Source organism: Janthinobacterium psychrotolerans (genome assembly GCF_001677885.1).
In the GTDB taxonomy this organism is placed as follows: Bacteria; Pseudomonadota; Gammaproteobacteria; order Burkholderiales; family Burkholderiaceae_D; genus Janthinobacterium; species Janthinobacterium psychrotolerans.
In genome coordinates this window covers 83,651-103,106 of sequence record NZ_LOCQ01000055.1, presented here as the reverse complement: position 1 = coordinate 103,106, position 19,456 = coordinate 83,651, and the positions used below count along the sequence as shown (strand labels likewise).

17 protein-coding genes are annotated in these 19,456 nt (G+C 62.2%); 3 read left to right on the top strand and 14 right to left on the bottom strand.

The features are described 5' to 3' along the window. Positions 1–134: 134 nt before the first annotated feature. Positions 135–2,981, top strand: coding sequence for a bifunctional diguanylate cyclase/phosphodiesterase (locus ASR47_RS13310; protein ID WP_065308265.1), 2,847 nt, complete (start codon positions 135–137; stop codon positions 2,979–2,981). 4 nt (positions 2,982–2,985) lie between these two features. On the opposite strand, the gene ASR47_RS13305 is transcribed toward ASR47_RS13310, so the two are convergent. The 5 genes from ASR47_RS13305 to ASR47_RS13285 form a co-directional block, all read right to left on the bottom strand. Then, a complete protein-coding gene (locus ASR47_RS13305; protein WP_065308264.1) occupies positions 2,986–4,029 on the bottom strand; it encodes a porin in 1,044 nt (347 codons plus the stop codon). 335 nt (positions 4,030–4,364) lie between these two features. Next, entirely contained in the window at positions 4,365–4,766 is a 402-nt protein-coding gene (locus ASR47_RS13300) for a hypothetical protein (RefSeq protein WP_065308263.1), read from the bottom strand. After that, positions 4,753–5,208 carry a hypothetical protein gene (locus tag ASR47_RS13295; protein ID WP_065308401.1) on the bottom strand — a complete coding sequence of 152 codons (456 nt, stop codon included), beginning with the start codon at positions 5,206–5,208 and terminating at the stop codon, positions 4,753–4,755. Before ASR47_RS13295 ends, ASR47_RS13300 begins: the two co-directional genes overlap by 14 nt. Positions 5,209–5,245: 37 nt before the next feature. Beyond that, complete coding sequence (locus ASR47_RS13290) at positions 5,246–7,510, bottom strand: TonB-dependent siderophore receptor (protein ID WP_065308262.1); 2,265 nt, start codon at positions 7,508–7,510, stop codon at positions 5,246–5,248. A gap of 132 nt (positions 7,511–7,642) precedes the next feature. Further along, positions 7,643–8,494, bottom strand: coding sequence for an AraC family transcriptional regulator (locus ASR47_RS13285; RefSeq protein WP_065308400.1), 852 nt, complete (start codon positions 8,492–8,494; stop codon positions 7,643–7,645). 232 nt (positions 8,495–8,726) lie between these two features. Here ASR47_RS13285 and ASR47_RS13280 point away from each other — a divergent pair, with 232 nt between their 5' ends. Beyond that, positions 8,727–11,534, top strand: coding sequence for a valine--tRNA ligase (locus tag ASR47_RS13280; RefSeq protein WP_065308261.1), 2,808 nt, complete (start codon positions 8,727–8,729; stop codon positions 11,532–11,534). Positions 11,535–11,644: 110 nt separating this feature from the next. Beyond that, positions 11,645–12,070 (top strand): DUF2147 domain-containing protein, encoded by a 426-nt coding sequence (locus ASR47_RS13275; RefSeq protein WP_425402734.1) that lies wholly within the window; start codon positions 11,645–11,647, stop codon positions 12,068–12,070. Between the two features lie 117 nt (positions 12,071–12,187). Here ASR47_RS13275 and ASR47_RS13270 read toward each other — a convergent pair whose 3' ends face one another. The 9 genes from ASR47_RS13270 to ASR47_RS13230 all read right to left on the bottom strand — a co-directional run bounded on the left by ASR47_RS13270 (position 12,188) and on the right by ASR47_RS13230 (position 19,453). After that, positions 12,188–12,643: a YaiI/YqxD family protein gene (locus ASR47_RS13270; protein WP_065308399.1), complete on the bottom strand. Its 456-nt coding sequence runs from the start codon at positions 12,641–12,643 to the stop codon at positions 12,188–12,190. 14 nt (positions 12,644–12,657) lie between these two features. After that, positions 12,658–13,713, bottom strand: coding sequence for a Holliday junction branch migration DNA helicase RuvB (gene ruvB / locus ASR47_RS13265; RefSeq protein WP_065308259.1), 1,056 nt, complete (start codon positions 13,711–13,713; stop codon positions 12,658–12,660). Positions 13,714–13,725: 12 nt separating this feature from the next. Next, positions 13,726–14,304, bottom strand: coding sequence for a Holliday junction branch migration protein RuvA (gene ruvA / locus ASR47_RS13260; protein WP_065308258.1), 579 nt, complete (start codon positions 14,302–14,304; stop codon positions 13,726–13,728). Positions 14,305–14,337: 33 nt separating this feature from the next. After that, positions 14,338–14,877: a crossover junction endodeoxyribonuclease RuvC gene (gene ruvC / locus ASR47_RS13255; protein WP_065308257.1), complete on the bottom strand. Its 540-nt coding sequence runs from the start codon at positions 14,875–14,877 to the stop codon at positions 14,338–14,340. 115 nt (positions 14,878–14,992) lie between these two features. After that, the gene (gene purH / locus ASR47_RS13250; RefSeq protein ID WP_065308256.1) at positions 14,993–16,579 is read right to left on the bottom strand and encodes a bifunctional phosphoribosylaminoimidazolecarboxamide formyltransferase/IMP cyclohydrolase; all 1,587 of its coding nucleotides are present in this window, start codon (positions 16,577–16,579) and stop codon (positions 14,993–14,995) included. A gap of 101 nt (positions 16,580–16,680) precedes the next feature. Next, the gene (locus tag ASR47_RS13245) at positions 16,681–16,914 is read right to left on the bottom strand and encodes a helix-turn-helix domain-containing protein (RefSeq protein ID WP_008445162.1); all 234 of its coding nucleotides are present in this window, start codon (positions 16,912–16,914) and stop codon (positions 16,681–16,683) included. 103 nt (positions 16,915–17,017) lie between these two features. Further along, positions 17,018–18,058, bottom strand: coding sequence for a tRNA dihydrouridine synthase DusB (gene dusB / locus ASR47_RS13240; RefSeq protein WP_082988913.1), 1,041 nt, complete (start codon positions 18,056–18,058; stop codon positions 17,018–17,020). A gap of 105 nt (positions 18,059–18,163) precedes the next feature. Next, positions 18,164–18,808 carry a histidine phosphatase family protein gene (locus ASR47_RS13235; RefSeq protein WP_065308254.1) on the bottom strand — a complete coding sequence of 215 codons (645 nt, stop codon included), beginning with the start codon at positions 18,806–18,808 and terminating at the stop codon, positions 18,164–18,166. A 3-nt stretch (positions 18,809–18,811) separates the two neighbouring features. Then, on the bottom strand, positions 18,812–19,453 hold the full coding sequence (locus tag ASR47_RS13230) for a YbhB/YbcL family Raf kinase inhibitor-like protein (protein ID WP_065308253.1): 642 nt from the start codon (positions 19,451–19,453) through the stop codon (positions 18,812–18,814). Positions 19,454–19,456: the final 3 nt, after the last annotated feature.

The window sequence follows — 19,456 nt, the reverse complement described above, 5'->3', positions numbered from 1 at the left end:
ATATTTCCTACCGAAAATTATCTCTGTTCGCTACCGAACGGACTTGCAAGGCTATTAACACCTACAGTCAGTCATTGCCCCAGACAACGTGATCACCGATCCGCTCCGACGCAATCACAGACCGAAAGCAGGCGATGCAAAAAATACTCCGGCGGGTACGCATTTCGGTCTCGGTCTCGGTCCTGATCACCATGCTGGCCGGGCTGGCGATCACGGCCTTGTGTTATGTGTCGGCACGCCAGATCGAAGCGGAAAGCGCCCGGCTGCTGTTCCAGCACGACGCCAGCGTGCGCAGCGCCGCCCTGATGTCGGGCCTGAATAACGCCGTGGAACAATTGAAGGTGCTGAACCAGCTGTTTCGCAGCATCGACCCGATCAGCCGCGAACAGTTCCGCAGCTTCAGCGCGCCGCTGCTGCAGCGCTATCCGGAAATCCAGGCCTTCAGCTACCGCCGCGTGCTCGACCACGCCGACCGCGCCGGCTATGAACACGCCATGCGCCAGGCGCACCCCGCCTTCATGATCGCCCAGGGGGACGACGACGGCAACAACAGCCAGCCGGTACCGCAGCGCGACAGCTACAATGTGATCGATTATGTCGAGCCGCTGCACGGCAATGCCCAGCTGCTGGGCCTGGACACCAGCAACTCGCCCGGGCAGCAGGTGGCGCGCATCGCTTCGCGCGACAGCGGCCAGCCGACCGCCACCGAACTGCTGACCCTGACGCAATACCCTGGCCGGCAGACCGGCTTCCTGGTGCTGGCGCCCGTGTACCGCGCCGGCATGGCGCTCGACACGCCCGAGCAGCGCCAGCGCGCCGTGATCGGCGAGACGGCCGCCACCTTTCGCATCACGCACCTGATCGCCACCATCCTCGGCAACGCCAGGCTGCTCGACAGCGGCCATGCCGGCATCGAAGTATTTGCCGGCGCACAAGGCGAAACGCTGGTCTACCGGCATGACGCAGCGCCCACCAACCGCGCCCTGCCCGCCTGGATGCAGGCCGCGCATGGCCAGCCCACCTTGAGCAGCTTCAGCCTGGCCGGCCAGCCCTGGCGCGTACGCATCACGCCGGCCCATGCTCTGTGGAACGATCACCAGGGCTCGCTGTATGTGCTGCTGGGCGGCTTGCTGTCGACCCTGCTGGCGGTCGCCTATGTGTACCAGCTGGTGTCGCGCAACAGCGTGATCGAACGCATCACGGGCGAGCGCACGGCGGCGCTGCAGTTTGCCAACCTGCGCCTGTCCGAAGACATCGCGGCGCGCCTGCAAAATGAAAAGTCGTTGCGGCTGCGCGAGCGCATCATCGAAGTGTCGGCCAACGCCATCGTCATTTGCAGCGCCGAAGCGCCGGGCTACCTGGTCGAATACGTCAACCCGGCGTTCGAGCGCATTACCGGCTACCCCGCGCAAGACGTGGTGGGCAAGCCGCTGGCCAGCCTGCAAGGCAATATCCCGGAACAGCCGAACATGGATCAATTGCAGACGGCCATCCGCGAGCAGCGCGAAGGCAAGGCGATTTTGCGCTACTGCCGCAAGGATGGCGAAGTGTACTGGAGCGAAACATTTGTCGCGCCGGTGCGCGGCCAGGCCGGCGACGATGGCGCCGTGCCGATCAGCCACTTCGTGCTGGCGCAATACGATATCAGCGCCGTGATGCGCTTCGAGGCCGAGCTGGCGTTCCAGGCGCGCCACGACATCTTGACCGGGCTGGCCAACCGCCGCCTGCTGCGCGAACGCCTGGAACATGAAATGGCCGTCGCGCAGCGCAGCGGCTTGCCGCTGTGGGTGGTGTTCATCGACCTGGACCGCTTCAAGTTCGTCAACGACACGCTCGGCCACGATGCCGGCGACACCTTGCTCAAGGGCGTGGCCGAGCGCCTGCTGGGCGCCACGCGCGAAGTCGATACGGTGGCGCGCCTCGGTGGCGACGAGTTCGTGCTGCTGTTGCCGCAGCATGGCAACGGCGACCCCGGCATGGCCATCCTGCAGCGCATACTCGACGCCGTGGCGCAGCCGATGCAGCTGGGCGAATACGAGTTTTTCCTCAGTTGCAGCATGGGCGTGGCCGTCTATCCCGACGATGGCGGCAGCGCCGAAATGCTGATCAAGCATGCCGATATCGCCATGTACCGCGCCAAGGAACAGGGGCGCGGCCACTGGCAGTTCTATGCCTCGAACATGAATGCCGACACGCTGCAGCGACTGAGCCTGGAAAGCGAATTGCGCCATGCCCTGGAGCGCGAGCAGTTCCACCTCGAATACCAGCCGCAGCTGGACCTGGCCAGCGGCCAGGTGGTAGGCATGGAGGCGCTGCTGCGCTGGCGGCATCCGCAACTGGGCCTGATTTCGCCGGCCAGCTTTATCGGCATGGCCGAGGAAATGGGCCTGATCATTCCGATCGGCGAGTGGGTGCTGCGCACCGCCTGCGCCCAGGCGCGCGCCTGGCAGCTGGCCGGCCATACTCACTTGCGGGTGGCGGTGAACCTGTCGGCGCGCCAGTTCAAGCAGCGCAATTTGCTGCATGCGGTGGCGGCGGTGCTGACAGAAACCGGGCTGGACGCGCATTACCTGGAACTGGAACTGACGGAAAGCATGGTCATGCATGACGTGGAGCAGGCCACGGCCATCATGGGCAACCTGAAGGCGCTGGGGGTGCAGTTGTCGATCGACGACTTCGGCACCGGTTATTCCAGCCTGGCCTATCTGCGCCACTTCCCCATCGATGTGCTCAAAATCGACAGATCGTTTGTCAACGACATCACCCACAGCAGCGACGACGCGGCGATTGTCTGCGCCATCATTTCACTGGCGCACAACCTGCGACTGAAGGTGATTGCCGAAGGCGTGGAAACGACGGCGCAGCTGGACTTCCTGCGCGAGCACGGCTGCGACCAGATGCAGGGTTATCTGTACAGCAGGCCGCTGGCCGCACCGGCCTTCGAAGCGCTGCTGCTGCAGGGCGCCAGGCTGGCCGCTTGAATCGTTAAAACGCGTGGCGCAAGCCAAGGTTGAAAGCACGGTCGCCGCTACCGACTTCGGTGGCATTGCCGACCATATAGGCGGCGCCATTGCGGTTGCGGATCTTGGCATAGGCAACATAAATCTTGCTGCGTTTGGACAAGGCATAGGTGGCCCCAAAAGCCAGCTGCTGCGCGTCGCGGTTGCCCGCATCGCGGTCGTCCTTGTGGATGAAGGACGCCAGCAAGGTGGTCGCGCCCAGCGGCACGGAGACGCCAACGATGGCGTCGCGGCTGTCGGCCGACTGCACCGGCGCGGTTGCCGCGCCGTAGGGGTTGTCGGCAAAGAACAGCGAACTGCCGTCGCCCGTATTGCTGCCATAGCCGGCAAACGCGGTGGCCGGACCGAAATTGTAGTTGCCCGCCAAAATCGTATTGTTGACATTGGCCTTGCCGGCGTCGCCGCCACGGCTCTGGCGCGCCAGGCGCAAGGTCAATGGGCCGTTCACATAACCGAGGGCCAGGCCCAGCGAGCGCTGGTCCGCAGCAATGCCGCTGTGTTCGCCAGCGCCATACATGATGGTGGCCGTCACGCCGCGCATGGTGGGCGAGGTATAGCGCACGGTATTGTCGATGCGGGTGGCCGAATAGCCTGCCACATTGGTCGAAGCGCCGGCCATGCCGCCCTCGAACGGGTCGGCCACATCGGTCAGCGCCTGGCTTTGCAGATTGTACTGGCGGCCCACGGTCAGCATGCCCAGCGGACCATTGAGGCCGACGAAAGCCTGGCGGCCAAACAACTGGCCGGCCTGGTCCGAGCGGCCGGTGTCGCTCAGCAAACCGGCTTCCAGCGTGAACACGGCTTGCCAGCCATTGCCCAGCGCTTCGGCGCCGCGAAATCCAAGACGGGAACCCGCCGAGACGCCGCTGGACACTTTGCTGATCGAACGCTCCCGCACCAGCGCCGCATCCATCAGGCCATACAGATCGACGGAGGACTGGGCCTGCGCCGTCACGGCAGGCAGGATCATGGTCGAGGCGAGCCCCAGGCAGACAGTATTGAGTTTCATGCAATTCCTTGATAAACGCCAGGCTGGCCATATCGCGCAGGCGGCAAGGCGCATGCGTGTAGCCGCGCCATCAAAGAGATGACGAACTTGTACTATCCTGGCGAAGTTGTGATGGATGCGGCCCGCAGGGCACGCTTCAAGTGCCGGCATCGCTGATGCGCTGGCAGGCCGTGAGCTGGATAAAACTGCGGCCGCTGGCGCCGTCCGCAAGTGCTTGCAGGAGGCGACAGGGCGGTCAGTATAGCACTGGGGCAATTCCAGCCCCGTTCGATTGCGCGCCAGGCGCGGCGTGACACGCTGGCACAGCCAGGCAGTTCCGACGCCAGTCTGGGCTATCAGCGAGATGACTTTCCGTCTTTTGGCAACAGTGTTCTCGCCATCTCCATTGCCTGCTCACGTGACGCGGCAAGCAGCATAGGGTAGCCCCAGAACTTGGCAAACACCACCGCAAACGCCTTGAAACCTAGACGTTTTGCCGCGTTGGGTTCGATCATGATCGTTGCCAGCACCAGCTTTCGCAATTGAACCTTGTGCTTTTTCATCCAGAGCGCGCTGCGTTTCTTTTCTTCCGGCGAGTGCTCATGGTCTTCGGCAGGAACGGTATCGGTCAAGATGACGAAAGGCTCCCCACGCTGCAAATTGGCCTCGAACTCGTCGAAGTCCTTTTGGTGATCATGTCCTGGTTCTTGCGTAAAATTCATCCAGACCAGGGGGAAGTTGGAACTATTGATAGACATGGATGTTGCCTTTGCTGTGGATGCGACGCCAGGTGGCCGCGATGGAGAACACGCCGGGTAACGTGATGAAGAATACTGCCGAGAAGGCAATGTGCCAGCCATCGCGCAAGCCGTCGGCGATCCCGCCGAGGGTATTAAGGACGACCATCAAACTGCCGAGGACCAGGACAACCCACAGGGCCGTTCGGGTTGCCATCAATGCGACGAGCACCGTGACGATCCAGCAACCATAGAACGCGGAAAACATCCACAGGATGTCGGGCTCAAACGTGATCGCCGGTGTCGCTCCCTGCGCTCTCACAAAGTCGTTGACGTAGAAAAACAGCTGGAAGGTGACAAACAGCACGGCACCGGCCGCTGTCGTCAGCCAGAACAAGGCGACCTTGTTCGGGTTGTGCATGGCCAGGTCTTGGGCGGGACTGATGGGGGTCTGAAGGGGCATGGGAACTTTCTCGATCATCAATGGATGTATGGGCAAATCAATACCTGTAGTTCAGCGTCACCATCACGTTGCGTGGTGCGCCATAACTCACGGTGTCGAAATCGCCCTTCTGCAGCGCGTACTTCTTGTCTAACAAATTGTTGAAGTTGACGGCCAGGCTGGTCTTCTTCGTGATGGCGTATTGCCCCATCAGTGATACCAGGGCATACGAACCTTGTTCGCCGCCCAAGGAACTGGTGCCGGTATTGGGCGCCTGGTAAAAACGGCTTTGCCATTTGACGCCGCCACCGAGCGACACCTTGCTCCACTCGCCGGGCAACTGCCAGGTGGTGAAAAGCTGGGCCGTGGTGCGCGGTATTTGCGAATTCAGGCGCACGCCGTCGCCATCTTGCGCCTTGAAGTAGGCGATACCTGCGTAGAGGTTCCAGTCACGCGCCAGCTCGCCCTGCAAGTCCAGTTCGATCCCGCGCGACCTGGTACCATCCGCGCCTAGATAGGCTTGGGCGCCGGCTGGCGTAGTGGTTCCGGCGACCATCTGTGCCGCGTTGTCCAACTGGGTAGAGAACAAGGCCACCGAGGCATTCAGGCGTTCGTCCAGATAAGCGCCCTTGAGGCCGATTTCCCTGGTTTTTCCGTTTGACGGCGTGAGCACGTTGCCCTTGATGTCGCGAAAGTCGGTTTGCGGATTGAATATGCCCGTGTAGCTGGCGTAGGCCGAATAGGTCTTGTCGATGTCGTAGATCAAGCCGGCATACGGTGTGAATTTCCCGTTCTTTTTGTAGTTCAACGACGTGCCACCGGCGGCGTCGTCGATGTCATAATTGCTGAAGCGGCCGCCAACGATGAGTTTCAAAGGCTCGGCCAGCGAGAACCGGGCTGCGCCATAGACACCGCTCTGCTTGATACGGGTGCGGGTCGGTATCGACGCCATGGCATCGAAGTTGGGGCGGGGAAAGGCCGGGCTCAGGTCATGGACATTGACCGGCGCAACGCCTGCATAGAATGGCGCGATATCGTCCTGGCTGGCCGTGCGGCGCGAACTCGTCGCCCCCACCACCAGGTCATGCTGGCGGCCCAGCAGTTCGAAGGAGCCGCTCGCCATCATGTCGAAGGTGGTTTGACGGCTGCGACCTTCGGCCGCCAGCGCCACCGGATAGGCCCCGTAGGGAAAGGAGCCCAGTCCCGTGGCGCGATCGGGGCGACCGATCAGGCCGAGCAGTTCGGCATCGTATTGCGTGCGGTACTGGTTGGCGACCGCCCGCAGTTTCCAGCCGTTGCCGAAGCGGTGCTCGATCCCGGCAAACGCCGTCTTGAGGGTGTTGTTCCAATGGCTCCAGTGCTGCGCGTAGTTCTCGGAGCGGGCATACTGCGCCTGCGTGCCGTCGCTGAACCATAGCGGCAAACCTCCCCAGGTGGCGCCCTTCGGCGTGATGTCCTGGTCGTCATAGCCCAGGCTCAGCGTCGTGTCCGGGGTCAGATCGGCCTCGATGATGCCGTAGATCGACTTCCTCTTCGGCTTGTAGCCGTCGATGTACGAGTGTCCGTCCTGGTACGTTCCCACCATGCGCGCGCGGATGCTGCCGTCCTCGCTCAGCGGCGTCGAGATGTCGGCCATGCCCCGGTGGGTATCCCAACTCCCGGCACCGAGCGCTGCGGCTGCCGAAAATTCACGGGTCGGTCGTTTGCGCACCAGGTTGATGGCGGCCGCGGGATTGCCGGTGCCGGTCAGTAAGCCAGAGCCGCCGCGCACGACCTCGACACGATCATAAAACGCGGTATCGACAGAACCGATGCCGCTACCGTTGACGATGTTGCCGACGACGGTGGGGATGCCATCGTACTGAACGTTGTTGATCAAGAAACCACGCGAATAGAAACTCGTCCGTTCGCTATCGGACTGGTACGACGCGACGCCCGTGGTGTTCTCCAGCACACCCTGCACCGAATTCAATTGCTGGTCGTCCATGCGCTGGCGCGTGATCACCGTCACCGCCTGTGGTGTTTCCCGCAGCGACAGCGGCAGGTGCGTCGCCGCCGCCGTCTGGGCCGTGGTATACGAGCCGGTACCTTCGGTGATCGCCTTATCCTTGCGGCCCGTTACGGTGATGGCCGGCAAGGCTATCTCCTCTTGAGACGCCCCCCCTGCCCTGGTTTGTATCTGCGCCGGTTCGGCAGCGCATGCGCCCTGCGCGCTGATGAGAACTGCCGCCGCAACTGCCGAGCCCAGCACGGTGCGGGGCGCGCTCCAGATGGCGTCCCTGGACGAGCCGTCCAGATGAGGATAGATGGTGAGGATATTCATGAACAAGACTCATTTGCATTTAGATGCTGTATTAAACAATGGAGTCAGGGGCAGGCAATAGTGAAACCAGGCCAGATTGTTATTCGTTTAGGCCAAGCGCACTCATTCCCGGGCCAGGGCGGCCCGGATCAGTCAGATTGAGATTGCCCCGGGGAGCATGATGCCGGGCACAGAAGCACTCTGCGCGCCGCTCGCGCGATCCGACAGGTAGCGTGCGGGAGGCTTGCCCACCGCCTTGCGGAACATGGTGACGAACCCGCTGGCGTTTTCATACCCCAGCTCCAACGCCACCGTTTGCACGCTGTCACCCCTGGTCAACCGTTGCAGCGCAAGAATCACATGCAACTGCCGGCGCCAGCGCCCGAAGCTCATGCCTATGTCGTGCAGCAGAAGACGGCTCATGCTGCGCTCGCTCATGCCTATGCGCGTCGCCCAATCGGCCTTCGAGGTTTTGTCCGTGGGGTCGGCCAGCATCATTTCCGCAAGGCGGCGCAAGCGGGGATCGCGCGGCATGGGCAGATGCAAGTCTTCCACCGGCGCCGCCACCAACTCATCGAGCAATGCGGCAATCAGCCGGTCTTCCCGTCCTCCCGGCGCGTACAACTCGGCAATACCGGCTGCCTTGAGCAGCAGCTCACGCAGCAATGGCGATACCGAAATAGTGCAACAGGTTTTCGGCAGATCCGGTGCGGCGTCAGGCTCGACAAACAGGCAATAGCACTCCGTTTCACCCGCTCCCCGTGCCGAGTGCGGCAAGTCGCCCGGTATCCATATGGCGCACTGCGGCGGCACGATCCAGACGCCGTCTTCTATTTCGCAGTTGAGGATGCCGCGCGCGGAGTAGATCAGCTGCGCCTTGCGGTGCTGATGCCGCGCATTTTCCCAGTCCTTTGTGACCGAGGTGGCACTCAGGGCCACAACGGGGCGCGAAACGCTGTCGACGTCCCTGGGCACAGTCAGATTGGTGATGGCAATGCGCGACATGATGTGTATGGCCTCGGATGGACGATGAGGCATTGGCCTGATTGCAAAATATTATGACCAGCTTGCTCAATGACGTCCAGCCATTACATCGGCATGACCAGGATGCAGAAATATACCTTGCAGCAATATTGCGCAATCGTGCCCGGCTTTTCGGACGCAGCGGCCGGCTATTTGCTGCGCAGGCATTAAGCACCCCTTATAATGATTCCTTTTGCCAAACACACGTCAAATCATGGAATTAGCCAAGTCTTTCGAGCCCGCCGACATTGAACAATTCTGGCGCACCGAGTGGGAACAGCGCGGTTACTTCACCGCCACCCTCGATGCCGGAAAACCTTCCTTCAGCATCCAGCTGCCGCCGCCGAACGTGACCGGCACCCTGCACATGGGCCATGCCTTCAACCAGACCATCATGGATGGCCTGACGCGCTACCACCGCATGCTGGGCCATAACACGGCCTGGATCCCCGGCACCGACCACGCCGGCATCGCCACCCAGATCGTGGTGCAGCGCCAGCTCGACGCGCAAAAGATTTCGCGCCATGACCTGGGGCGCGAGAAATTTGTCGAAAAAGTGTGGGAGTGGAAAGAAAAATCGGGCTCCATCATCACCGGCCAGATGCGCCGCCTGGGCGCCTCGGCCGACTGGCAGCGCGAATACTTCACCATGGACGAGCCGCGCTCGAAAGTCGTCACCGACGTCTTCGTGCGCCTGTTCGAACAGGGCCTGATCTACCGCGGCAAGCGCCTGGTCAACTGGGACCCGGTGCTGGGCACGGCCGTATCCGACCTGGAAGTGGTGTCGGAAGAAGAAGACGGCTCGATGTGGTACATCAAGTACCCGCTGGTCGACGGCGGCGGCTTTCTGACAGTGGCCACCACGCGTCCTGAAACCATGCTGGGCGACGTCGCCGTGGCGGTCGACCCGACCGACGAGCGCTATATGGCGCTGGTCGGCAAGATGCTCAAACTGCCGCTGACGGACCGCGAAATTCCGATCATCGCCGACGAATACGTCGACAAGGAATTTGGCACCGGCTGCGTGAAGATCACGCCCGCGCACGACATGAACGACTACGCCGTCGGCCAGCGCCACAAGTTGCCGCAGATCGTCATCCTGACCCTGGACGCGAAAATCACCGACGACGCACCGGCAGCGTATCGCGGCATGGACCGCTTCGCCGCCCGCAAGCAGATCATCGCCGACCTCGATAGCCTGGGCCTGCTGGAACAGGTCAAGCCGCACAAGCTGATGGTGCCGCGCGGCGACCGCACCGGCGTGGTGATCGAACCGATGCTGACCGACCAGTGGTTTGTCGCCATGAGCAAACCGGCGCCGGAAGGCACTTTCTTCCCTGGCAAGTCGATTGCCGAGACGGCGCTGGAAAAAGTCGCCAATGGCGAAATCAAGTTCGTGCCGGAAAACTGGAGCACCACCTACAACCAGTGGCTCAACAACATCCAGGACTGGTGCATCTCGCGCCAGCTGTGGTGGGGCCACCAGATCCCGGCCTGGTATGACGAGGCCGGCAATATCTTTGTCGCCAAGACCGAAGCCGAAGCGCAAGCCAAGGCGCAGGCCGCCGGCAGCACCGGCCCGTTGAAGCGCGACGACGACGTGCTCGACACCTGGTTCTCGTCGGCCCTGGTGCCGTTCTCGACCATGGGCTGGCCGGAAGACACGCCGGACATGAAGGCCTTTTTGCCATCGTCGGTGCTGGTCACCGGTTTCGACATCATCTTCTTCTGGGTCGCGCGCATGGTCATGATGACGGCGCACTTCACCGGCAAGGTGCCGTTTGAAACCGTCTACGTGCACGGCCTGGTGCGCGACTCGACCGGACAGAAAATGTCCAAGTCGAAAGGCAATACCCTGGACCCGATCGACCTGATCGACGGCATCGACCTCGACGGCCTGATCGTCAAGCGCACCACCGGCCTGATGAACCCGCGCGACGCGGAAAAAATCACCAAGGCCACGCGCAAGGAGTTCCCGGAAGGCATTTCCGCCTACGGCACCGACGCCGTGCGCTTTACCATGGCCAGCTATGCGTCGCTGGGCCGCAATATCAATTTCGACCTGGGCCGCTGCGAAGGCTACCGCAACTTCTGCAACAAGATGTGGAACGCCACCCGTTTCGTGATGATGAATACGGAAGGCAAGGATTGCACGCCGAATGAAGCCGACCTGTCGCAGGCCGACAAGTGGATCATCTCGCTGCTGCAAAAAGCCGAGCTGGACGTGGCCAAGGGTTTCGAGGACTTCCGCTTCGACAATATCGCCGCCACCATCTACAAATTCGTCTGGGACGAGTACTGCGACTGGTACCTGGAAGTGGCCAAGGTGCAAGTGCAGCAAGGTACGGAAGGCCAGCAGCGCGCCACCCGCCACACCCTGCTGCGCGTGCTGGAAGTGGTGCTGCGCCTGGCCCATCCGATCATTCCCTTCGTTACCGAAGCGTTGTGGCAGACAGTCGCGCCGCTGGCCGGCAAGACGCTGAAAGCCGAAGGCGATTCGATCATGATGCAGCCGTACCCGATCGCCGACACCAGCAAGATCGATGAAAGCGCCGAAGCGTGGATGCAACAGTTGAAAGCGCTGACGGACGCGACGCGCAACCTGCGCGGCGAAATGCAGATCTCGCCGTCGGTGCGCGTGCCGCTGATCGTCGAGGCCGGCAACGCCGCCGACAAGGCCGCGCTGGCGACCTATGCGCCGTATATCCAGTCGCTGGGCAAGCTGGCCGAGGTGCAGATCGTCGACGCCCTGCCCGATTCGCCGGCGGCGGTGGCCATCGTTGGCACCACCAAGCTGATGCTGAAAGTGGAAATCGACGTGGCGGCCGAACGCGAGCGCCTGGGCAAGGAAATCGCCCGCATCGAAGCGGAAATTGCCAAGGTCAACAGCAAACTGGGCAATGAAAGCTTTGTGGCCCGCGCGCCAGCCGCGATTGTTGCGCAAGAAAACGAGCGCTTGCTCAGTTTTTCGGCCACAATTGAGAAACTGCGCGAACAGTTTGCTAAACTGGCCAGCGCATAAGGCAAGCCGGCAGCATCGCTGGTTTGCCTTGGTCACAGTTCGCGTAACGTTCAAAAAACCAATGGAGACTAGCGATGCATAATTTATATATAAAAAGCGTAAAAACCACCATGCTGATGGCGTTGCTTGCCATCGCCGCCGGCGCCAGCGCCGCCAATGACAGCCCGGTGGGCGCCTGGAAAACCATCGACGACGCCAGCGGCAAGCCGAAATCCATCGTCCGCATCACGGACAATGGGGGCGTGCTGGAAGGCAAAATCGAAAAGCTGTTCCGCGCCCCGGAAGAAAACCAGAATCCCACCTGTGACAAATGCACGGGCGCCAGCAAGGACCAGCCCATCGTCGGCCTGACCATCCTGAAAGGCCTGAAAAAAGACGGCAATGAATGGACCGGCGGCGAAATCACCGATCCGGCCACCGGCAAGGTCTACAAGAGCAAGGCCGAGCTGATCGAGGGCGGCAGCAAGCTGCAGGTACGCGGTTATGTCGGCGTGCCCATGTTTGGCCGTTCGCAGACCTGGGTGCGCGAGGAGTGAATTCGCGGTCTCAACAAAAAACCGGCTTGCGCCGGTTTTTTTTCGCCCAGCAGTAGGTCGGATTAGCGGCGAAGCCGCGTAATCCGACAACACAGCTACCCGACCGCCCCATCTACATCAGCTTTTGCGGTGATATTTCTGCAAATGCCGGTCCAGGCTGTTGGCAAAACTCTGCCGGTCGCCCTGGTTGAAGGCGGCCGGGCCGCCCGTATCGACGCCGCCGCTGCGCAGCTCTTCCATGAAGGCGCGCATGCTCAGTTGCTGGGCGATATTGTCATTGGTATAGAACTCGCCGCGCGGATTGAGCGCATAGCCGCCCTTCTTGAGCACGTCGGCCGCCAGCGGAATATCGCCCGTCACCACCAGGTCGCCCGGATTCAGCAGGCGCACGATTTCCTGGTCGGCAACGTCCGCACCCGACGGCACTTGCACCGTGCGGATAAAGCGCGACGGCGGCACGCGCAAGCCCTGGTTCGCCACCAGAGTCACGGGCAACTCCAGCCGGTCGGCCACCCGGTACAGAATCTCCTTGATCACCACCGGGCAGGCGTCGGCATCGACCCAGATCTGCATGGCCGGCTGGTCCGTCACAGCGCCCACGCTTCGCCATTCGGGCTGATGCGCGGCGCGCTCACGCCAAAGTGCAGATAGGCGGCCGGCGTGGCGACCCGTCCCCGTGGCGTGCGCTGCAAAAAGCCCTGCTGGATCAGATACGGCTCCAGCACGTCCTCGATGGTGTCGGCCGCCTCGCCGATGGCCGCCGCCAGGTTGCCGATGCCGACCGGACCGCCGCCGAACTTGAACAGCACCGCTTCGAGCAACTTGCGGTCCATCACGTCGAAGCCGACCGAGTCGACGTCCAGCATGGCCAGCGCGCGGTCGGCCACCACCTTGGTGATCTCGCCGTTGCTTTTTACCTCGGCAAAATCGCGCACGCGGCGCAGCAGGCGGTTGGCGATGCGCGGCGTGCCGCGCGCGCGCTGGGCGATTTCAATCGCGCCGTCCGGGTCGATCGGCGCTTTCAGCAAGGCCGCGCTGCGCGTGACGATCTTGGTCAGCTCAGCCGTGTTGTAGAACTCGAGCCGGGCGACGATGCCGAAGCGGTCGCGCAGCGGATTGGTCAGCATGCCGGCGCGGGTGGTGGCGCCCACTAATGTAAACGGTTGCAGATCGAGTTTGACGGAACGGGCGGCCGGGCCTTCGCCGATCATGATGTCGATCTGGTAGTCTTCCAGTGCCGGATACAGTATTTCTTCCACCACCGGCGACAGGCGGTGGATCTCGTCGATGAACAGCACGTCGTTCGCTTCGAGGTTGGTCAAAATTGCCGCCAGGTCGCCCGGGCGTTCCAGCACCGGGCCCGAGGTTTGCCGCAGGTTGACGCCCATCTCGCGCGCGATAATGTGCGCCAGGGTGGTCTTGCCCAGGCCAGGCGGGCCAAACAGCAAAGTATGGTCGAGCGCTTCCTTGCGCTGGCGCGCGGCCGTAATGAAAATTTCCAGCTGGTCGCGGATCTTTTCCTGGCCCACGTATTCATCGAGCTGTTTGGGCCGCAAGGCGCGCTCGATCGCCTCTTCATTGTGCGAGATCGGCGCCGCATCGATGATGCGCTGCTCCGTGAAGATGTCGGTCTGGATGCTCATGCCGTATTCCCGTTAGCCTTTCGACAGCGCTTTGAGCGCCAGTTTGATGCCGTCCGACACGCCGCTGCTGGCCGGCACGTTCTTCACCGCCGCCATCGCTTCCTTGTCCGAATAGCCAAGCGCCATCAGCGCGTTCAGGATATCCGATTGCGCATCCGGCGCGGCGTGGGCGCCCAGCGGGCCCAGGTCCGCGCCGATCTTGCCTTTCAGTTCCAGCAGCAAACGCTCGGCCGTCTTCTTGCCGATGCCGGGCACCCGCACCAGGCGGCCCGAGTCCTGCAGCGTGATCGCCTGCGCCAGGTCGGTGATCGTCATGCCCGACAGGATGGCCAAAGCCATGCGCGCGCCGACGCCGGTGATCTTGATCAGCTGGCGGAACACGGCGCGCTCGGCCGCATTGCCGAAGCCGAACAGCAGATGCGCGTCTTCGCGGATCGCCTGGTGCGTAAACAGCACGACCTTTTCGCCCACGTGGGGCAGATTGTAAAACGTGCTCATCGGCACATCGACTTCATAGCCGACGCCCTGGCAATCGACCAGCAATTGTGGCGGATTTTTTTCAAGCAAAATACCGGAGAGACGGCCTATCATCGCGTGTTCCTAATGTGAGTGTGAGTATGGTCGCTAGCCGACCAGGCGGCCACGCTTCATGCGCAAGCCCTGCAATTGGGGCGCCAGCGCACCGATCATGGCCAGCGCGTCGACGCTGTTGGCGTGGCAAATCGCCACGCCCAGCGCATCGGCCGCGTCGCTGCCAGGCAGGCCGGGCAGGCACAGCAGACGCGCCACCATGTCCTGCACCTGCTCCTTGGCCGCCTTGCCGTGGCCGGTAACGGCCTGCTTCAGCTGCAGCGCCGTATATTCGGCCACGTCCAGGTCGGCATTGACCAGCGCGCAGATGGCCGCGCCGCGCGCCTGGCCCAGCAGCAAGGTTGATTGCGGATTGACGTTGACAAAGACTTTTTCGATGGCCGCGCAGTCGGGCCGGTAGGTGGCGATAATTTCCGTCACGCCCTGCAGGATGATCTTCAGGCGCGGCGGCAACGCCCCTTCCGAGGCGGTCTTGACGGTGCCCGAAGCAATATAGCGCAGCTTGCTGCCGTGTTTTTCAATGACCCCAAAGCCGGTGGTGCGCAAGCCAGGATCGATGCCAAGAATAATCATCGCCAGATTCTATAATGAATACGGCAGGCCCAGTGAAACCGGAGCCTGCCGTTTAAATATTCGACCGCCATGGGCGGTAGGTCGGATTAGCGGAACGCGTCATCCGACATGCGTATCAATGACGGAAGTGACGGGTTCCGGTATACAGCATCACCACGCCACGCTCATCGGCCGCATCGATCACTTCCTGGTCGCGCATCGAGCCGCCCGGATGGATCACGCAGGTCGCGCCCGCGTCCACCACCACGTCGAGGCCGTCACGGAACGGGAAGAAGGCGTCCGACGCCACTACCGAGCCGGCCAGCGACAGGCCGGCGTTCTGCGCCTTGATCGAAGCGATGCGGGCCGAGTCGATACGGCTCATCTGGCCGGCGCCCACGCCCAGGGTCATGTTATTGCCGCAGAAGACGATGGCGTTCGATTTGACGAATTTGGCCACTTTCCAGGCAAACATCAGGTCGGCCAGTTGCTGCGGCGTTGGCTTGAGCTTGCTGACCACGCGCAGGTCGCCCATGGCGACGTTTTTCGCATCCGGCGACTGCACCAGCAGGCCGCCACCGACGCGCTTGAAGTCCATCGCGTTGACGCCATTGCCCAGCGGGATTTCCAGCATGCGCACGTTCTGCTTGCTCGACAGGATCTGTTTCGCTTCCGCGGAGAACGACGGCGCGATCAGTACTTCGACGAACAGCTTGGCGATCTCGCCGGCGGTGGCGCCGTCGAGTTCGGTGTTAAAGGCGATGATGCCGCCAAAGGCCGAGGTCGGATCGGTCTGCAGCGCGCGCGCATAGGCTTCGGCCGCGTTCGCGCCCAGGGCCACGCCGCAGGGGTTGGCATGCTTGACGATCACGCAGGCGGCGCTTTGCTCGAAGCCGCCCAGGCTCTTCACGCATTCCCACGCGGCATCGGCGTCGGCGATATTGTTGTACGACAGTTCCTTGCCTTGCAGCTGGCGATAGTTGGCCAGCGCGCCATCGGCCACCACCAGGTCGCGGTAGAAGGCGGCGCTCTGGTGCGGGTTTTCGCCGTAGCGCATGTCCTGCACTTTTTCAAACGCCACGTTCAGGGTTTGCGGGTAGGCGCCGCGCTCGGCGTGCACTTTCGTCGGGCCCAGGCTGGTCAGGTAGTTGGTGATGGCGCCATCGTATTGCGCCGTGTGCGCAAAGACTTTTTTCGCCAGCATGAAACGGGTGTCGTAGCTCACTTCGCCCGCCGAACCGTCAGCGGCACGCATTTCGGCCAGCACCACCTCGTAGTCGCTCGGATCGCACAGGACGATCACGTCCTTGTGGTTCTTGGCCGCCGAACGCAGCATGGTCGGGCCGCCGATGTCGATGTTCTCGATCGCGTCTTCCAGGGTACAGTCGGCCTTGGCCACGGTGCCCTGGAACGGATACAGGTTGACCACCACCATGTCGATGGTCGGCATGTCGTGCTCCACCAGCTTGGCCATGTGCTCGGGGAAATCGCGGCGCGCCAGGATGCCGCCGTGTACTTTCGGGTGCAAGGTCTTGACGCGGCCATCGAGCATCTCGGGGAAACCCGTGTAGTCGGCCACTTCCGTCACGGGTACACCGTTATCGGCCAGCAATTTGGCGGTACCGCCGGTCGACAGCAGGTTGACGCCGAGGGCAGACAGGGCGCGTGCGAACTCGAGGACACCGGTCTTGTCGGAAACGGAAAGGAGGGCTTGTTTGATCATGGCTGTGGCTAGGTGGTTAAGTGTTCTTGGCGAACGCCGTAGTCCGGGGTCGGTACCGGACTGCGGCGGATTCAAATCTTGGCGTCACTTGCAAGCAGGCATTACAGCAGACCGTGCTCCTGCAACTTCTTGCGCAAGGTATTGCGGTTGATGCCCAGCATTTGCGCGGCATGCGACTGGTTGCCATCGGCGCGTGTCATCACGACTTCCAGGATGGGTTTTTCGACGGTCAGCACGACCATGTCATAGATATTCGACGCTTGCTGCTCGCCCAGGTCATTGAAATAATCTTCCAGACTTTTCTGAACGACTTCCTGTATGCTTTCTTTGCTCATTTTTATGCTTCAACCGGCTAATTGATTTATCAAGGCGCTCCCTGGCGGGCATGACCGTCGCGCAAGCGCGTAAGCCACCTCACACCGAGTCCGCCCTTGTTCTTTATACTGCTGCGGCCACTTCCATCGAACCGCTGTCGCTGTCTTCGGAGAGGCGGTATTGTAACCGTTCGCCAAACTTCCATTGCGACTCAAAAAATTGATCGACGGCCAGCAATTGCGCGTCCGTCGACTCCAGCAGATTCATTTGCTGGCGAAACTCCTCGCCACCTTCGAGGTCTTTCACGTACCAGCCGATATGCTTGCGCGCCGTGCGCACGCCGAGAAATTCGCCGTAAAACGCATAATGGGCGCGCAGGTGCTCGTCCATCAGGGTGCGCACTTCGTCCACATACGGCGCCGGCAATAAGGTGCCGGTACGCAAAAAATGGTCGATCTCGCGGCAGATCCACGGCCGGCCCTGCGCCGCGCGGCCGATCATGACGGCGTCCGCCCCCGTCTGGTCGAGCACGTAGCGCGCCTTTTGCGGACTGGTGATGTCGCCGTTGGCGACCACGGGGATGCCGACCGACGCTTTCACCGCGGCAATCGTTTCATACTCGGCATCGCCCTTGTAGCCATCGGCCCGCGTGCGCCCGTGCAGGGTCAGCATCTGGATGCCGGCCTGTTCGGCGATGCGGGCGATGCGCAGGGCGTTCTTGTTTTCGCGGTTCCAGCCGGTGCGAAATTTCAAGGTCACCGGCACGTCGACGGCGCCAACCACCGCATGCAGGATCTTTTCGACCAGGCTTTCGTTTTGCAGCAGAGCCGAACCGCACCAGCTGTTGCACACCTTTTTGACGGGGCAACCCATATTGATGTCGATGATCTGCGCGCCGCGGTCCACATTGAACCTGGCGCAATCGGCCAGGTCCTGCGGGTCGGCGCCGGCGATCTGCACCGCCTTGGGTTCCATTTCGCCTTCGTGGTCGGTGCGGCGCGAACTTTTTTCGGTGGCCCATAGTCGCGGATTCGAGGCCGCCATCTCCGACACGGCATAGCCGGCGCCCAGCTGCTTGCACAACTGGCGGAAAGGCCGGTCCGTCACGCCAGCCATGGGCGCGACGAAAACGTTGTTGCGAAGAATGTGAGGACCGATTTGCACTGAAGAACCTGGAATGGACGGAGGAACCTGCTATTTTAACCGATACCCTGCCTAATTAATAAGCACTATTTTTCAACGTCCAGTGCGCCAGGGTGGCCAGCACGTTTAGCCCAGTTCGTCCATGGCGGGCGCCGCCAGATGTTCGATATTTCCCCAGTGCACTAAATGCAACTTGCCGTCCGCCCAGGAAAAGCGGTTGACGCTGGCATTGATGACCTGGAAATCGCGCGGACTGTCCAGTGTCATGCCGACCGCCTCGCGGTAGGCGCACTCGAGCACGCCGCCATGGGCGACGATGGCGATCGCCTGGCCGTCATATTGCCCGGCCCAGCGCGCGATGGCCGTATTGGCGCGCGCATAAAACTGGCGAAAGCTCTCGGCCTGGCGCTCGCCGGACGGCATGACCGCGTCGATCTGGCGCGATTGCCACTGTGCATATTCGTGCGGATATTGCGCGGCGATATCGGCATACAGCAGGCCCTCAAAGGCACCATAACAGCGCTCGCGCAGCAGCGCATCGGTCTGCACCGGCAAATCCTGCAAATCCGCCACGGCCTGCGCCGTCTGGCGCGCGCGCTGCAGGTCGCTCGACAGGACGGCCGCCAGCGGCGCGCCGGCCAGCGCCTGGCCCAGGGCGGCGGCTTGCTGCAAGCCAAGCGCGTTCAGGGGAATGTCGATATGGCCCTGCAGGCGGCGCTCGGCGTTCCACGGCGTTTCGCCATGGCGTATCAATAAAATGGTGGTGCTCATGCGTTATTTCTTCAAGGTAAGTTCCAGCGCGGGATTGAGCGTATAGGCAACGACCAACCTGGCCTCGTCGAGGATGTGGCCATAGATGGCGTCGTACGCCTGGCGGCCTGTAAAACGCCCGGCCAGCGGCAGGCGCGGCACGTCGAGCGCGTACAAGCGGAACAGATAATGATGGAGCCGCTCGTCGTTCCACGGCGGACACGGGCCATCATAGCCGTAGTAGTCGCCGGCCATGCCGGGGTCGCCGGCAAACCAGCTGGTGTAGTCATTGAGACCCTGGCGCAAATGGCCGGGTCCGCTGGCGGCCGGCTTGCCGCGCGGCGTGACAGCACTGGAAAACTGGCCGCTGGCAATACTGCGCATGGCCAGCGGAATATCGAGCAAGCTCCAGTGAAAAAAATCGCCGCGCGCGCTGGCCAGCGGCAAGCTGTGGCCGGCGCGGTTGGCCAGGCTGGCGTCCACCGGCGCATCACCGTCGATGCAGAACAGGGCCAGCGACTCGGTGCCGTTGGGCACCTCGTCCCAGGCCAGATGGGGATTGCGGTTGCCGGCCAGGCGCACGCGGCTGGCCGGATCGATTTCGGCAAAGGCATGGCCGGCCGGCAGCAGGCCCCCGTCACGAAAGGTGTCGCTCCACAATCTCATCGC

What these genes read in the sequence shown, in the direction of transcription:
- ASR47_RS13310 (WP_065308265.1), top strand. Translation starts at nt 135, where the DNA reads ATGCAAAAAATACTCCGGCGGGTACGCATTTCGGTCTCGGTCTCGGTC.
- ASR47_RS13305 (WP_065308264.1), bottom strand. Translation starts at nt 4,029, where the DNA reads ATGAAACTCAATACTGTCTGCCTGGGGCTCGCCTCGACCATGATCCTG.
- ASR47_RS13300 (WP_065308263.1), bottom strand. Translation starts at nt 4,766, where the DNA reads ATGTCTATCAATAGTTCCAACTTCCCCCTGGTCTGGATGAATTTTACG.
- ASR47_RS13295 (WP_065308401.1), bottom strand. Translation starts at nt 5,208, where the DNA reads ATGCCCCTTCAGACCCCCATCAGTCCCGCCCAAGACCTGGCCATGCAC.
- ASR47_RS13290 (WP_065308262.1), bottom strand. Translation starts at nt 7,510, where the DNA reads ATGAATATCCTCACCATCTATCCTCATCTGGACGGCTCGTCCAGGGAC.
- ASR47_RS13285 (WP_065308400.1), bottom strand. Translation starts at nt 8,494, where the DNA reads ATGTCGCGCATTGCCATCACCAATCTGACTGTGCCCAGGGACGTCGAC.
- ASR47_RS13280 (WP_065308261.1), top strand. Translation starts at nt 8,727, where the DNA reads ATGGAATTAGCCAAGTCTTTCGAGCCCGCCGACATTGAACAATTCTGG.
- ASR47_RS13275 (WP_425402734.1), top strand. Translation starts at nt 11,645, where the DNA reads ATGCTGATGGCGTTGCTTGCCATCGCCGCCGGCGCCAGCGCCGCCAAT.
- ASR47_RS13270 (WP_065308399.1), bottom strand. Translation starts at nt 12,643, where the DNA reads ATGCAGATCTGGGTCGATGCCGACGCCTGCCCGGTGGTGATCAAGGAG.
- ruvB (WP_065308259.1), bottom strand. Translation starts at nt 13,713, where the DNA reads ATGAGCATCCAGACCGACATCTTCACGGAGCAGCGCATCATCGATGCG.
- ruvA (WP_065308258.1), bottom strand. Translation starts at nt 14,304, where the DNA reads ATGATAGGCCGTCTCTCCGGTATTTTGCTTGAAAAAAATCCGCCACAA.
- ruvC (WP_065308257.1), bottom strand. Translation starts at nt 14,877, where the DNA reads ATGATTATTCTTGGCATCGATCCTGGCTTGCGCACCACCGGCTTTGGG.
- purH (WP_065308256.1), bottom strand. Translation starts at nt 16,579, where the DNA reads ATGATCAAACAAGCCCTCCTTTCCGTTTCCGACAAGACCGGTGTCCTC.
- ASR47_RS13245 (WP_008445162.1), bottom strand. Translation starts at nt 16,914, where the DNA reads ATGAGCAAAGAAAGCATACAGGAAGTCGTTCAGAAAAGTCTGGAAGAT.
- ASR47_RS13235 (WP_065308254.1), bottom strand. Translation starts at nt 18,808, where the DNA reads ATGAGCACCACCATTTTATTGATACGCCATGGCGAAACGCCGTGGAAC.
- ASR47_RS13230 (WP_065308253.1), bottom strand. Translation starts at nt 19,453, where the DNA reads ATGAGATTGTGGAGCGACACCTTTCGTGACGGGGGCCTGCTGCCGGCC.